The sequence below is a fragment of the Microvirga sp. BF8 genome, from assembly GCF_059888585.1.
In genome coordinates, this window is record NZ_CM187619.1 from 1,860,297 (window position 1) to 1,875,340 (window position 15,044).

Here is a 15,044-nt window from a genome sequence, read left to right on the forward strand (position 1 = left end):
AGCGTCGACGTATCAGCGGATGCCGTCGCCGGGAGGCTCTGAGCCCGCAGCGGCATTCGGGTCGGCGAGTTCCTGGAGGAGCCGTTCCGCCTCCGCCTCGGCGCTGTGGACCGACGCATGCTCGTCCACCAGATCGCCGCGCATGATGGCGATGCGTTTGATGACCTCGCTCAGCCATTGCAGGCCAAGAAAGATGAAGCCGAGCAGGATCAGGCCCTTGGCGGGCCAGATCAGAAGGCCGCCAGCGTTCGAGGATACCTCGCCGGATTGATAGGACCGGATGAAGTACGGCACGCTCAGCCAGATCATGATCGCGACGAAGGGAAGCAGAAAGAAAATGTGCCCGAACATGTCGATCCGGTCGCGGCTCCGCTTGGAGAGCATGTTCGAGATGATGTCGATGCGGATATGCTCGTTGGCCTTGAGGGTCCAGGGCGAGCAGAGCATGAAGACCGCCCCGAACAGGTACCATTGCAGCTCGAGCCAGGCATTCGACGAGACGCCGAAAATCCGCCGGATGATCGCGTTGATCGCCGAAACCAGAATGGCCACCACGATGGCCCAAGCCACGGTCTTCCCCAAGCGCTCGTTCAATCCATCGATGGCCTGGGACAGCTTCAGCAATGCTGTCATCCGTCTCTTCCCCTGCTCGTCCGGTTCGTTGGTTTTGTCAGGGTGTAGCTATCGAAGTTATAGACCCTCCGCTAGAGCCAGGGCAGCCTGACCACACTCGACTTAAGGCGAGTACCCCCTATGCATTCCTGTCACAAGGGGGGCTACCGGTGAAAGTTATGATGTGCCGGAGCTCGTCATCAGGCAATGAATGTACCTTCCGTTGCGTCGCCTTCGATCTCCGGCGGACTGCATTCCACGAGAGGCTCGCCACGATAATCCTCTGGATCGGGATTGATTTCCCACCGGCGGTGATGGTGCCTTGTCCCCTAGCTTGCTATGGTCCCTCCGGTTCGCGGAGATGAGATCGTGACGCTACTGGTTCTAGGATTGATCGTTTTCCTCGGGACCCATGCGTTCAGCATGGCGCGCAATACGCGGGCCGAGACGATCCGGAAGATCGGGGAGGGGCCCTACAAGGGGCTTTATTCTCTTCTCTCCCTCGCTGGCATCGTCCTCATCGCCATTGGCTTCGGGCGCTACCGGGCGGAAGGGTATATTCCCGTGTGGGATCCGCCGGTCTGGACGCGGCATCTGGCGCTCCTTCTCGTCTGGTTTGCCTTCGTCGCCGTGGTCGCGGCCTATCTGCCCGGCCGGATCAAGCGCACGCTCAAACATCCGATGCTGGCCGGGGTCAAAGTCTGGGCCGTGGCCCATCTTCTCGCCAATGGCGATCTCGGCTCGATCCTGCTGTTCGGCTCGGTCCTGGCCTGGGCCGTCATGGCACGGATCAGCGCCAAGCACCGGGACGTGGCGGCGGAGCACGGAGCCCCGAAGGTGGGGACCCATGAGACCCGCAACGACGCTCTCGCCCTTTTGATCGGCACGGCCCTCTATCTCGCCTTCGTTTTCTGGCTCCATCCGCTTCTGATCGGCGTTCCGGTGCTCCCCACCCGATCCTGAACCGCGTTTCGCGGGCAACTCGTCCTCTGCGACGCGATCAGCCTCTCGCCTTCATCGGGGGGGTGTGCTAGGCGACCCACTTCGATTGAGGAGGCGGTCCCGGCCGCAAGATCATTATGGCTCCGAACGACGAGTTCATCCGCGAGGTCGACGAGGAATACCGGCGCGACCAGATCGCCAAGATCTGGAATCGCTACAATGGCGTCATCATCGGCGCCGCGATCCTTGTCGTGGCCGCAGTCGGTGGTTGGCGCTACTGGGAACATTATCAGGAAACCCGCTCCCAGGCCGCCGCCGTGCGCTATGAGGACGCCTTGAAATTGTCCCGCGAGGACAAAGGCAAGGATGCCGAGGCCGCGCTGGAAGGCCTCGCAAAGGAGGGTGATGGGGGCTACGGCCTTCTCGCCCGCTTCCGCCTGGCGGCTGAGCTCGGTCGTCAGAACGCCGAGAACGGCGCCTCCGCCTTTGACGCCCTCGCCAAGGATACCCATCTGAGCCCGCTCTGGCAGGACCTTGCGCGCCTTCGCGCCGCATGGCTGCGGATGGACAGCGGTGACCCGGCCAGGATCCGGCCGGATCTCGAGCGTCTGGCGGTGCCGGAGAATGCCTGGCGGCATTCGGCCCGTGAGCTTCTCGGCCTCTCCGGTCTCAAGGCGGGGGACATGGACTATGCGGGCAAGTGGTTCGACCAGATCGCCGCGGACCGCGAGACACCATCTGCGCTGAAACAGCGCCTTGCGGTATATACTGCGCTCGTGGCGGGTGGACCCGTCCCGGTGACCCAGTAGTCAGGAATGCGAGGCAGGACATGACGCCCACCGTCGCCATTGTCGGGCGGCCGAATGTCGGCAAATCGACTCTGTTCAACCGTCTGGTCGGGAAGAAGCTGGCACTCGTGGACGACCGGCCCGGCGTGACCCGCGACCGGCGTGAAGGCGAAGCACGCCTCGGCGACCTGGAATTCCGCATCGTCGACACGGCAGGGCTCGAGGAATCCACCGAGGAATCCCTCCTCGGTCGCATGCGTGCCCAGACGGAGGCCGCCATCGGCGACGCCGACGTGATCCTGTTCGTCATCGATGCGCGTGTCGGCATCCTGCCCGCCGACCGCCCCTTTGCCGAAATGGTGCGCCGATCGGGCAAGCCGGTGATCCTCATCGCCAACAAGGCGGAAGGCGGCGCCGGCATGGCCGGTGCCTACGAGGCCTTTTCTCTCGGCCTCGGCGAGCCGGTGCCCCTTTCAGCCGAGCATGGGGAGGGCATGGCCGATCTCTTCGAGGCGCTGATGCCTCATTTCCCCGATCCCGACCAGGAATTGGAGGAAGAGGAAGATCCCAACAAGCCGCTTCAGGTCGCTATTGTCGGGCGGCCGAATGCGGGCAAGTCCACCCTCATCAATCGCATGGTCGGCGAGGAGCGCCTGCTCACGGGCCCCGAAGCCGGCATCACCCGCGATTCGATCTCCCTCGACTGGACTTGGCGCGGCCGTCCCATCAAGCTGTTCGATACAGCGGGGCTGCGCAAGCGCGCTCGCGTCGAGGACAAGCTCGAAAAGCTCTCGGTCGCCGATGCTCTGCGCGCGGTGCGCTTCGCGGAGGTGGTGGTCGTGCTCCTCGATGCGACGATCCCGTTCGAGAAGCAGGATCTCTCCATCGTCGATCTGGTGGAGCAGGAGGGCCGTGCGCTCGTGATCGGCCTCAACAAATGGGACCTGGTCGCAGACCAGCCGGGGCTCCTCAAGGAGCTCAAGGAGAAGGCGAGCCGCCTGCTTCCGCAGGTCAGGGGCGCCCCCATTGTGCCGCTTTCGGGCCTCGCCGGCAGCGGCATCGATGCGTTGATGAAGGCGATCCTGCAGGTTTACGAGACCTGGAACAGGCGCATCTCCACGGCGCGGATGAACCAGTGGCTTGCTCAGGCGCTCGAAGCCAATCCGCCACCGGCCGTCTCCGGTCGACGGATCAAGATCCGCTACATGACGCAGATCAAGGCACGGCCGCCGCACTTCGCCGTGTTCGGAAACCAGCTCGATGCGCTCCCGAAGAGCTATACGCGGTATCTCGTCAATAGCATCCGCGAGGCGTTCGATCTGCCCGGCGTCCCGATCCGCGTTTCGCTGCGCATGGGCAAGAACCCCTTCGATAAGGAACGGAAGTAGGGCAGGTGCCCATCATCCGTTCGATGACCGAGGGTGCGCGCGTGCGGCGAGCTTTGCGGCGCGCGTCGCACGCTCGGAATCTGGCTTGGCGAAGTGCTTTGCGCCCGCGACGCACAGGATGATGGCGAGCGTCACCGCGATCATCTGCCAGCTGACGGCTTCATGCAGAAGCCAGGCAGAAAGGGTCAGCCCGAAAAAGGGCTGAAGAAGCTGCAACTGGCCCACCCCGGCGATCCCGCCCAGCGCCAGGCCGCGATACCAGAACACGAAGCCGATCAGCATGGAAAACAGCGAGACATAGGCGAGGCCCAGCCACGCGGGCAGGCCGATCCCGCTCCAGGATTGCGGAAGTGTGAAGAGCGTCAGTCCCGCCATCACAGGCAGGGAGAGGACCAGCGCCCATGAAATCACCTGCCAGCCGCCGAGCCGGCGCGAAAGCGTTGCACCTTCCGCATAACCGAGGCCACAGAGAAGGATTGCGCCGATCATGAGCAGATCCCCGGTGGGCGACGTCGTGAAGCCCTGAAGCAGGGCGAAGCCGGCGACCAGACCACCTCCCAGTCCGGAAAAGACCCAGAACGCAGGCTTGGGACGCTCGCCGCCTCGAACGACACCGAAGATTGCGGTGCAAAGGGGCAGAAGACCAATGAAGACAATGGAATGAGCGGCAGTGATATGCCGGAGCGCGAGGGCGGTCAGCAACGGAAAGCCTACCACCACGCCGAGGGCGACAATTGCAAGGGAGAGGAGATCGCCACGGCCGGGACGTCTTTGCCGCAGGACCATGAGCAGAGCCGCACCCAGGATGCCGGCGATCGAGGCTCGCGCCAGGGTCAGGAACAGGGGATCGATGTCCAGGACTGCGATCCGGGTCGCCGGTAGCGAACCGCTGAAGATCAGAACCCCGAGGAAACCACTGACCCAGCCTTCCGTCGTCTTGTCCATGCACGCGCTTCCCTTTCGCGCGCATCTCACCGCGATGGCATGGCATTTCCAGAGACAGTGCCATACGGTTTTGCCAAACTGTAATGGGAACAGGAGGAATACAGTTGGACGATCTCACGCCGCATCGGCGCGGTGGAACCCTGGTCGAGCACGTCATGCGGTCGATCCGCGGCCAGATCGCAAGCCGATCCATCACGCCGGGCGCGAAGCTACCGTCCATCCGTGTCGTTGCCAGGACGATGCAGGTGTCGAAATCCACCGTGGTCGAAGCCTATGATCGCCTCGCGGCCGAAGGCCTGATTCGCTCTCGGCCGGGCTCCGGCTTCTACAGTGCGGCGCCGCTCGCTCCCTTGTCCCTGGCCGAACTTGCCCCACGCCTCGATCGTGCCATCGATCCCTTCTGGGTGTCGCGGCAGTCGCTGGAGGCGCGCTCCGCAGTTCTCAAGCCCGGCTGCGGCTGGCTTCCGAGCTCATGGATGCCTGGGGAGGATCTTCGCCGTTCCCTGCGCAACCTCGCGCGAACGAAAGACGGAACGGACCTGACGGATTATGGCTCGCCCCTGGGATCGGCTCCCTTGCGCCGGTTCCTGTCCCGGCGCATGGCGGAGCAAGGGTTTCAGGTTGCGACCGAACAGATTCTGCTCACCGATTCGGGGACGCAGGCCATCGACCTCGTATGCCGGCTGCTCATCCGACCGGGAGACGTGGTCCTGGTGGACGACCCCTGCTATTTCAACTTCCTCGCCCTTCTGCGCGCGCATCAGGCGACCGTGGTCAGTATTCCCTATACTCCGAGCGGGCCCGAGATCAGCGCGTTCGAGCGGGCGCTCGTCGAGCACCAGCCGCGCCTCTACCTCACCAATTCCGGCCCGCACAATCCAACCGGAGCGTCGCTGTCCGCGGCAACGGCACACAAGCTCCTGAAGCTCGCCGAGGAGTACGGCCTCACAGTCGTCGAGGACGATATCTTCGCCGATTTCGAACACGACCCGGCGACGCGGCTGGCGGCACTCGACGGGCTCGAGCGCGTGGTACGGATCGGCAGCTTCTCGAAAACCCTCTCGGCGTCGTTCCGCTGCGGCTATATCGCCGGCCGCGCGGATTGGATCGACAAGCTGACCGATCTCCGGATCGCTACAGGCTTTGCCAGCGGTCGTCTGTCGGAAGAGCTCATCCTCAGCGTCCTCGGCAGCGGCTCTTACCGGAAGCACATGGAGGCGCTTCGCGCCCGTCTCGCCGAGGCGAGGGCCGTAACGATCCCGCGCCTGCGCAACCTCGGCATCGAGCCATGGATCGAGCCGAAAGCGGGGATGTTCCTCTGGTGCCGGCTTCCGGGATCCGATTCGGCCGTCGTGGCGCGCCATGCTCTGGCCGACGACGTTCTGATTGCTCCCGGCAATGTCTTCAGCCTCTCGCAATCCGCGACCAGCTTCTTCCGATTCAACGTGGCCCAGTGCATGGACGACCGGATCTTCAGAGTCCTTGACCGGGCGATCAAACGAGCGGCCTGATCGAACCCTCGGTGCAAAAGGCGCAGCCAAAGCGCGCGATGACGGGGCTCAGGACAGGCCGTCTCAAGCCGGCATCTGCGGCGTAAGCACCTTTCCGTCCTGCGTAAAGTCGTAGATCTTGCCCGTCTCGGCCCAATCCGGGAGCGTCATCTTGAGGATGTGCGGAGCAAGGTCCTCCGGTGTCCGGAGGGTGAGCGGATCCTCGCCCGGCATCGCCGTCCGGCGCATGGCGGTGCGCAGAGGGCCGGGATTGAGCAGCATCGCCTTGATCGGGGTGGTCACGGTTTCTGCGGCATAGGTGCGCACGAGCGCGTTCAGGGCCGCCTTCGACACCGAATAGACACCCCAATAGGCGGTGCACTTGCTGGCGGCTCCCGACGTCACGAAAATGGCGCGGCCGGCATCGGAGGCGCGCAGCAGCGGGTCCAGGGATCGGATCAAGCGATAATTGGCGGTGACATTGATCGCCATCACCTCGTCCCAGACCGGCTGATCGATATGGGTGATAGGCGCGAGTTCACCGAGAATTCCCGCATTGCCGAGAAGAATGTCGAGCTTGCCCCAGCGCTCGTAGATGGCGGCGCCAAGCCGGTCGAGCGCATCGAAGTCCTTCAGGTTGACGGGCACCAGGGTCGCGGAAGATCCCTTGGCGCGAATTTCGTCGTCCAGGGATTCGAGGGCGCCCTGGGTCCGGGCCAGCGCGATGATATGCGCGCCGGCTTCGGCAAGAGCCAACGCCGCGGCACGGCCGATGCCGCGCGACGCGCCGGTGACGACTGCGACGCGGTTCGAGAGGGGCTTGGTCATGGATCCTCAGTCAGCTTCGGCGAGAAGGGCGAGGCGACGGGGCGTCGCCACGGTCAGATCGGTTAACGGAGTTGGATAGTCGCCCGTGAAGCAGTGATCGGTGAATTGTGGCTGCGCCGGATTTCGGCCATCCTCTCCCATGGCCCGATAAATGCCCTCGATGGAAAGGAAGGCGAGGGAGTCCGCGCCGATATAGGCGCGCATCTGCTCGAGATCGTGGGTCGCTGCGAGCAGCTTCTCCTTCTCCGGCGTATCGATACCGTAGAAGTCGGGGTGCGTGATCGGCGGACTGGCAATACGGAAATGCACCTCTTTCGCGCCGGCCTCGCGCATCATGCGCACGATCTTCACGGAGGTCGTGCCGCGCACAAGGCTGTCGTCCACCAGAACGATGCGCTTGCCCTCGATGGCAGAGCGGTTCGCCGAATGCTTCATGCGTACGCCGAGTTCGCGCACGGACTGGGTGGGCTGGATGAAGGTGCGGCCGACATAGTGATTGCGGATGATGCCGAGTTCGTAGGGCAGGCCGCAGCTCTGCGCGAAGCCTATGGCCGCGGGAACGCCGGAATCCGGTACGGGAATCACCACATCGGCGGCGGCCGGCGCCTCGAAGGCGAGCTCGCGGCCCATGCCCTTGCGCACGGCATAGACGCTGCGTCCGTTCACGATGGAATCGGGACGGGCGAAGTAGATGTACTCGAAGATGCAGGGACGGGCCGGCTGCTGCGGCGCGAACCGGAACGACTCGATGCCCTCGTCCGAGATGACGACGCATTCGCCGTTCTCGATGTCGCGCACGAAACGGGCGCCGATGATGTCGAGCGCACAGGTCTCGGACGTGAGGATATAGCGGCCATCCAGCTCGCCGAGAACGAGGGGACGGATGCCCAGGGGATCCCGGGCGCCGATGAGCTTCTTGTTGGTGAGGGCAACGAGGGAATAGGCTCCCTCGATCTGCTTGATCGCTTCCAGGAACCGGTCGACAACGCGTCCATGGCGGCTGCGGGCCACGAGATGGACGATCACCTCGGTATCCGTCGTGGACTGGCAGATGGCGCCGTCACGGATGAGGTTGCGGCGAAGGGTCAGGCCGTTGGTCAGGTTGCCGTTGTGGGCGACGGCCAGGCCGCCGCCATCGAGCTCGGCGAAGAGCGGCTGCACGTTGCGGAGGATCGTTTCGCCCGTCGTGGAGTAGCGTACATGGCCGATGGCGGACGCGCCTTCCAGGCGCTCGATCACGGAACGGTCGGAGAAACCGTCGCCGACCAGACCGAGCTTGCGCTCGAGATGGAAGACGTGGCCATCGAAGGACACGATGCCGGCCGCTTCCTGGCCGCGGTGCTGGAGGGCATGGAGTCCCAGGGCCGTGATAGCGGAGGCATCCGGGTGTCCATAGATGCCGAAAACACCGCATTCCTCGCGCAAGGTATCGCCGTCGAGGTCAAGGTCCACCGTTTTGGGCTGGACCTGCCACGTCTCAGACAGAGAAGACATCGTCATTTCCTTGGGGTGGCACCGCAGGTGGCGCTGAGGCCCCTATTTAATGAGCGTTTCGGCAATCGCCAACGATTATTGCGTCCGCTCCCCTGCAAAGACGACGCATGGCTGATGCAAGCGAGATCGAACGGGCAGCAGGCGGCGTCCCGGCGAGGGGAGAGTTACAGCCGCCAGACAACAGGCCAGACAACAGGAAGGTCAGCCGCGCGGCTGGGCGGGCCTGGCGGGAGCGGGTGCCGCAGGCGCGGCCGGGGCAGGGCCAGTGCGTTGGGGATCGGGCTCGGCAGGTTCGCCGGGCTCGGCCTCGGGCGCCGTTCCCTTTTCGCGCAGCTTCTGGATCAGCGCCTCGGCGTTCTCCGGCAGCATCGCGATGATGCTGTCACGGGTGTTTTCCATGGCGGGGCGGGTGCGCGAGGTCGCCGCCCATTCCGGATTCTTGCCCTGGAGCAGCCACCCGAGGAAGGCCCAGCCGATGACGCAGATCAGGAAGCCCCGCGCGGCGCCGAAGAAGAGGCCGAGCGTCCGGTCCAAGGCTCCGATACGCGAATCGAGGATCAGGTCGGAGATCTGGACGGTGATGATCGAGACGATGATCAGCGTCACGACGAAGATGCCGCCGATGGCGGCCACCAGGGCGACGGTGTGATTGTGGATATATTGCTGCGCCAGGGGCAGCACTGCCGGGTGAAGATACCAGGCGACCGCGGCGGCGGCGACCCAGGCGACGATCGCGAGGACCTCTCGGGTGAAGCCACGGACGGCAGCGAGGAGACCGGAGATCAGTACGACCCCGACGACGACGAGATCCAGAATCGAAAAAGGCATGGGCCAAGCCTGACGCAGAAACGGAAGGGACGGTCGAAAACGCGGTTAAGGCGTCGGGGTGTATAGCGGCAAGAACGGGCTTCGTCACCCTTGGAGTATCCGAAGCATGAAGAGGAGCGGGCGGCGGACGCGACGGATATCGCCGATCCCGGCGCCTGGCGGTTTCGCCGCAAAAGAAATCCCGGCAGTTTCCTGCCGGGATAAGCTTATTCTAGATAGTTTGCAGTTCAGATAAAGTGAAAATCGTCCGCCGTCAGCTTAAGGCCGGGCTTTAGTTTCAGGATCTCAATGCCCTTCTTGTGGCCGGAACCGTCGCTGTCCAGGTAAACGAAGCCGTTTTTCTTGTTGTAATAGACGAAGTCGTTCTTGTCCTTGGCATGATCGCCGATCGTGAAGAACTTCTTGTTGAGCTTGCCTGCCTTCATGGCCTTGATCTTGTAGGATTTGATCGAGGACAGGCTGAACTGGAGCGTGTCATCCTTTGCCTGGAAGTCCATGACCTGGTCGAACTGGCCCTTCTTGACCGGAATGTCGAACAGGAAGGTATCCTTGCCCTTGCCGCCGTAAAGAAAATCCTTTCCCAGGCCGCCATTCAGGATGTCATCGCCATCGAGGCCGTAGAGCTTGTCGTTACCGGCTGCGCCATACAGGAAATCGACGCTCGCGGTACCGGTGAGCCTGTCGTTACGTGCGGTGCCGATGAAGGTATCGACCGTGTCGACTACGGCAATCGTCAGGGTCTCCTCGAAACTGAGGCCCCCGGCATCCTTCACCGCGACCTTGATTTGGTGCGAGGATGCCTTCTCGTAGTCGAGCTTCGAGCGGTCAGCCACGACGAGCTTCCTGCCCGTGGCATCGAGCTTGAAGCGACCGCCGGCGTCATCCTTTAGCGTGAAGGTGTAGGCGTCGCCCGCATCGGGATCGAGAGCCGCCAGGGCCCCGATTTCTGTCCCGGTCGCGGCGTTCTCGAAGACCATGGGTGCCGTGATCCCAAGGAGAGTGACCTCGGTGGGGGCCTCATTCACGTTGGTCACGTCAATCGTGAACGCACCCGCATCGACGGCAGTGTTCTGGTCGCCGGCCGCCGTGACTCCGATATGGAATTGGTTCAGGGCCGCATCTTCGAAGTCGAAGAGATCGTTTCCTGCAGACTTGACGACGAGCTGCCATTCGCCCGACGCCGGGTCCTGAGTGATTTCGAAGCGATCGCTGTAGCTTTCGTCGAGGGCGTAACTGAAGACTTCGCCGTTCGCGCCGCCGCTGACACTGAGGGTGCCGATCACAGCGCCTTGTTGAGCGTCTTCGAGTAGGGCTGTGCCTGAAAGAGCGATCGTTGCAGCCATTGGTCCTCAAAATCACAATGAATGGCCGGAAGCTGGCCCATGCTCCGCAGAGTCGCATAGGGACTCGCCTGGGTATCGTTATGATTTAACATGTCTCTAACAGTCAAGCCGAACCTTGTTCTATCAACCACCCATCCCTCTCGAATTAGCGTCGCCGCGCCGCAATTCCGGCGACCAGATCCGTAATATGGCCGATCGAGGACGCGGCGAGGGGCAGGCGCTCCTTCTTCTTGTCCGTCCGTGCCGCTGGGGAAACGGCGTTGGAGAAGCCGAGCTTCGCGGCTTCCTTGAGGCGCGCCTCGGCCTGGGCCACGGGCCGGATGGCACCGGAAAGGCCCAATTCCCCGAAATAGACGGTGTCGGGCGGCAGCGGCGAGCCCGAGAGAGACGAGACCAGGGCGGCCGCGGCCGCGAGATCGGCGGCAGGCTCAGTGATGCGCAGGCCGCCGGCGACGTTGAGATAGACGTCGTGCATGCCGAGCCGCAGGCCGCCATGAGCCTCCAGCACGGCGAGGATCATCGACAGGCGCGCCGGGTCCCAGCCGACCACGGCGCGGCGCGGCGTGCCGAGGGAGGAGGGGGCGACGAGGGCCTGGATCTCTACCAGAAGTGGGCGTGTTCCCTCCATCCCTGCGAAGACGGCTGTGCCGGCCGTTGCCAGGTCGCGTCCGGCGAGGAAGAGTTCCGAGGGGTTCGGAACCTCGCGCAGGCCCTGGTCCGACATCTCGAACACGCCGATCTCGTCCGTGGGGCCGAAGCGGTTCTTGACCGCACGCAGGATGCGGAAATGGTGGCCGGTATCGCCCTCGAAGGAGACCACCGCATCGACCATGTGCTCGACGACGCGAGGACCTGCGATCTGGCCGTCCTTCGTAACGTGGCCGACGAGGATCACGGCAGTCCCCGTGGTCTTGGCGAAGCGGATCAGCGCCTGGGCGCTGCCGCGCACCTGGGTCACGGTGCCGGGCGCCGATTCCACCGTCTCGGTCCACATGGTCTGGATCGAATCGATGATGGCGAGAGCCGGCGGACGGCCCTGTCCGAGGGTCGCGACGATATCCTCCACATTGGTCTCGGAGGCGAGTTCCACCGGGGCCTGCCCAAGGCCGAGGCGCTCCGCCCGCAGGCGCACCTGGGCCACCGCCTCCTCGCCGGAGATATAGGCGACCCTTTGCCCCCGCTGGGCGAGGGCGGCCGAGGCCTGCATGAGCAGGGTCGACTTGCCGATTCCCGGATCGCCGCCAAGCAGGATGACGGAGCCATGGACGAAGCCGCCGCCCGTCACGCGGTCGAGTTCGGCAATTCCGGACGGCGTCCGCGGGGCCTCCTTGGCTTCGCCCGACAGGCCTTCGAGCGGAAAGATGCGGCCCTTGGCCCGGGATGGCCGCGTGGCCACGGGGCCGGCCATCGGGTTCGCCGAGCCCGTTTCCTCGACGATGGTGTTCCACCCGCCGCAGGCTTCACATTTGCCTTTCCAGCGATTGTAAACCGCCCCGCAGCTCTGGCAGGCGAAAGACGCTTGACGCTTCGCCATCAGGACTTCGCCCCGGCATAGGTGCGACGGTAGCGGGAGCCGAGGCTGGTCAGGATCTCATAGCCGATGGTTCCGGCGCGGCGCCCGACCTCGTCGATGGTGAGGGCTCCGCCGATCAGGGTCACGGGAACGCCACGCCCGATGTCCCTCTCGGGGACGTCCGTCACGTCAATGGCCAGGAGGTCCATGGAGATCGTACCGGCGAAGGGGCAGGGGTGTCCGGCGACGATGGCCATGCCGGCCAACAGGGCCTCTCCGCTCTGTCCGCGCGCGCTGCCGGACCGGGGATAGCCGTCCGCATAGCCGACCGATACGGTGGCGACCCGGCGACGATCCTTCGCCGTCCAGCGACCATTGTAGCCGACAGTCTCTCCCGCCTCGACGACGCGCAACTGCACGATCCGGCCCTCGAGGCCGACGACGGCTCGCATGGGATTGTCGTCGTCCGGGGTCGGGTTTCCGCCATAGAGCGCGTAGCCCGGACGGACGAGATCGAAATGCGGCCTTTGCGGAAGGAAAATGCCGGAGGAGTTGGCGAGCGAGGCCGGGATGCCGGGCAGGGTATTCCGCACAGCCGAAAAGGCATCGATCTGCCGGCCGTTGAGTGGATTGTCCTGCTCCTCCGCGCCGACGAAATGGCTCATGAGCAGCGCAGGCTCGAAATCCTTCAACTCCGGCCGTTCTGCAAGGAGAAGGCCTTCACCCGGTGTCAGGCCGAGGCGGTTCATGCCGGTATCCACATGAATGGCCGCCTTGAAGCGACGGCCCTCGGCGCGGCTGAACGCGGCCCATTCCTCGATCTCGGCCAGGGAACCGAGGACGGGGCGCAGATCGTGCTCCGCGAAATGGGCCGAGGCTCCCGGCAGGAGCCCGTTCAGGACATAGACCGTCACATCGGGCGCGATGGCGCGGACGCGAAGCGCCTCGCTCACATGGGCGACGAAGAAGGTGCGGCAGCCGGCATCGGAAAGGGCCGGGACAGCCATCTCGATGCCGGTGCCATAAGCATCCGCCTTGACGACGGCCGCTGTCTCCGCTCCGCCGGAGCGGTCGCGCAGGAGGCGCCAGTTCGATGCCACCGCGTCGAGATCGATATGGAGGGTCGCTCCGGCAGCGCTTTCAGGAATGCGCCCTTGCGGAGCCTTCTGCGGGATATGCCTCTTCAATCGCCCATCCGTTCAGGAAGTTTGTCTTCGTCCGCCAAGTTGGTGAATCGGGTAATGTCGGCCTGGAAGGCGAGCTGGACGGTGCCCGTGGGGCCGTGACGCTGCTTGCCGATGATGACTTCCGCCTTGCCGTGCACCTGGTCCATTTCGGACTGCCATTTGAAGTATTCCTCGGTGCCGGGCTTCGGCTCCTTGTTCTTCAGATAGTACTCCTCGCGGTAAACGAACATCACCACGTCGGCGTCCTGCTCGATGGAGCCCGATTCACGCAGGTCCGAGAGCTGGGGGCGCTTGTCGTCGCGCGATTCCACCTGGCGGGAGAGCTGGGACAGGGCGACGATCGGAACCGCGAGCTCCTTGGCGAGCGCCTTGAGGCCGGTGGTGATCTCGGTCAGCTCCTGCACCCGGTTCTCGCCCTTCTTCGCAGAGGCCGAGAGCAGCTGGAGATAGTCGACGACGAGAACGTCGAGTCCGCGCTGCCGCTTCAGCCGCCGGGCACGGGCAGCGAGCTGGGCGATGGAAATGCCGCCGGTCTGGTCGATGTAGAACGGGATCGACTGCATCTCCCGGGCCGCTTCTGTAATCTTGTAGAAGTCGTCCTCGCGCATGTCGCCGCGGCGGATCTTGTAGGAGGCGACGCCCGATTGCTCGGCGATGATGCGGGTGGCGAGCTGTTCCGCCGACATTTCGAGGGAGAAGAAGCCGACGATGCCGCCATTGATGGTCTTCATCGTCCCGTCGGGCTGCTTCTCCGCCTCATAGGTCCTGGCGATGTTGAACGCGATGTTCGTCGCGAGCGATGTCTTACCCATCGCCGGACGTCCGGCGAGGATGACGAGGTCCGAGGGCTGAAGCCCGCCAAGCGTCCGGTCGAGGTCGATGAGCCCCGTGGAAATGCCTGACAGCTTGCCCTCGCGCTTGTAGGCCGCCGCCGCCATGTCGATGGCCTGGGTGAGGGCGTCCGAGAAGCGCTGGAAGCCGCCGTCGTAGCGGCCGGTTTCCGCCAGTTCGTAGAGACGGCGCTCCGCCTCCTCGATCTGGTCCCTCGGGGATGTATCGACCGGCGCATCGTAGGCGACATTCACCAGATCCTCGCCGATGGCGATGAGATTGCGGCGGATCGCGAGATCGTAGATCGTCCGGCCGTAATCCTCGGCATTGATGACGGTCGTCGCCTCGGCAGCGAGGCGCGCGAGATACTGCGAAACGGTGACGCCGCCGAGATCCTGGTCGCCGAGGAAGGTCTTCAGGGTGATGGGCGTCGCAACCTTGCCGGCCTTGATCAGGCTGGTCGCCACCTCGTAGATGCGCCGGTGCAGGTCCTCGATGAAGTGCGCGGCTTCGAGGAAGTCGGACACCCGGTAATAGGCATCGTTGTTGACGAGGATCGCGCCGAGGAGCGCCTGTTCGGCATCGATGTTGTTCGGCGCGACGCGGAATTGCGGTTCGGCCGAATCGATACGGGCGATCAGGGCATTGGCGGTGGCCATCCGGCGCTCCGAAAAACAAGATCAGGGATCGGACATCCTTAGACCAGATTCGGGTGCCGAAAGGTGGCCGCCCGGACACAGGTCGAGACTCTGTCCGCCCGCATGCGGATTGTCCTCATTGTCCCCGATTCCCACATCGTGCCCCTTCGCCGGCCGGCTTCGGTCTGGACAGGGACATCGATTTCAGCCCTGCCAA

The 15,044-nt window shown here is 64.2% G+C and carries 13 protein-coding genes; 4 read left to right on the plus strand and 9 right to left on the minus strand.

Annotated elements, in window-relative coordinates:
* Positions 1-12: 12 nt before the first annotated feature.
* Complete coding sequence (locus AC522E_RS08910) at positions 13-633, minus strand: TRAP transporter small permease subunit (RefSeq protein ID WP_500750056.1); 621 nt, start codon at positions 631-633, stop codon at positions 13-15.
* Between the two features lie 348 nt (positions 634-981).
* Between AC522E_RS08910 and AC522E_RS08915 the strand changes: the two genes are divergently transcribed.
* From AC522E_RS08915 to der, 3 genes are all read left to right on the plus strand, one after another.
* Positions 982-1,575 carry an NnrU family protein gene (locus AC522E_RS08915; RefSeq protein ID WP_500750057.1) on the plus strand — a complete coding sequence of 198 codons (594 nt, stop codon included), beginning with the start codon at positions 982-984 and terminating at the stop codon, positions 1,573-1,575.
* A gap of 116 nt (positions 1,576-1,691) precedes the next feature.
* Positions 1,692-2,363, plus strand: coding sequence for a tetratricopeptide repeat protein (locus AC522E_RS08920; RefSeq protein ID WP_500750058.1), 672 nt, complete (start codon positions 1,692-1,694; stop codon positions 2,361-2,363).
* A gap of 20 nt (positions 2,364-2,383) precedes the next feature.
* A complete protein-coding gene (gene der / locus AC522E_RS08925) occupies positions 2,384-3,730 on the plus strand; it encodes a ribosome biogenesis GTPase Der (RefSeq protein WP_500750059.1) in 1,347 nt (448 codons plus the stop codon).
* Positions 3,731-3,742: 12 nt separating this feature from the next.
* Here der and AC522E_RS08930 read toward each other — a convergent pair whose 3' ends face one another.
* A complete protein-coding gene (locus AC522E_RS08930; RefSeq protein WP_500750060.1) occupies positions 3,743-4,675 on the minus strand; it encodes a DMT family transporter in 933 nt (310 codons plus the stop codon).
* 104 nt (positions 4,676-4,779) lie between these two features.
* Here AC522E_RS08930 and AC522E_RS08935 point away from each other — a divergent pair, with 104 nt between their 5' ends.
* The gene (locus AC522E_RS08935) at positions 4,780-6,186 is read left to right on the plus strand and encodes an aminotransferase-like domain-containing protein (RefSeq protein ID WP_500750061.1); all 1,407 of its coding nucleotides are present in this window, start codon (positions 4,780-4,782) and stop codon (positions 6,184-6,186) included.
* 63 nt (positions 6,187-6,249) lie between these two features.
* Here AC522E_RS08935 and AC522E_RS08940 read toward each other — a convergent pair whose 3' ends face one another.
* From AC522E_RS08940 to AC522E_RS08970, 7 genes are all read right to left on the minus strand, one after another.
* The gene (locus AC522E_RS08940) at positions 6,250-6,993 is read right to left on the minus strand and encodes an SDR family NAD(P)-dependent oxidoreductase (RefSeq protein ID WP_500750062.1); all 744 of its coding nucleotides are present in this window, start codon (positions 6,991-6,993) and stop codon (positions 6,250-6,252) included.
* 6 nt (positions 6,994-6,999) lie between these two features.
* Positions 7,000-8,487 carry an amidophosphoribosyltransferase gene (purF, locus tag AC522E_RS08945; RefSeq protein ID WP_500750063.1) on the minus strand — a complete coding sequence of 496 codons (1,488 nt, stop codon included), beginning with the start codon at positions 8,485-8,487 and terminating at the stop codon, positions 7,000-7,002.
* Positions 8,488-8,688: 201 nt separating this feature from the next.
* Positions 8,689-9,315: a CvpA family protein gene (locus tag AC522E_RS08950; protein ID WP_500750064.1), complete on the minus strand. Its 627-nt coding sequence runs from the start codon at positions 9,313-9,315 to the stop codon at positions 8,689-8,691.
* 227 nt (positions 9,316-9,542) lie between these two features.
* Positions 9,543-10,658 carry a cadherin repeat domain-containing protein gene (locus tag AC522E_RS08955; RefSeq protein ID WP_500750065.1) on the minus strand — a complete coding sequence of 372 codons (1,116 nt, stop codon included), beginning with the start codon at positions 10,656-10,658 and terminating at the stop codon, positions 9,543-9,545.
* A 145-nt stretch (positions 10,659-10,803) separates the two neighbouring features.
* The gene (gene radA / locus AC522E_RS08960) at positions 10,804-12,192 is read right to left on the minus strand and encodes a DNA repair protein RadA (protein ID WP_500750066.1); all 1,389 of its coding nucleotides are present in this window, start codon (positions 12,190-12,192) and stop codon (positions 10,804-10,806) included.
* Entirely contained in the window at positions 12,192-13,358 is a 1,167-nt protein-coding gene (alr, locus tag AC522E_RS08965; protein WP_500750067.1) for an alanine racemase, read from the minus strand. The genes radA and alr overlap by 1 nt, the downstream gene beginning before the upstream one ends.
* Positions 13,355-14,848, minus strand: coding sequence for a replicative DNA helicase (locus AC522E_RS08970; RefSeq protein WP_500750068.1), 1,494 nt, complete (start codon positions 14,846-14,848; stop codon positions 13,355-13,357). Before AC522E_RS08970 ends, alr begins: the two co-directional genes overlap by 4 nt.
* Positions 14,849-15,044: the final 196 nt, after the last annotated feature.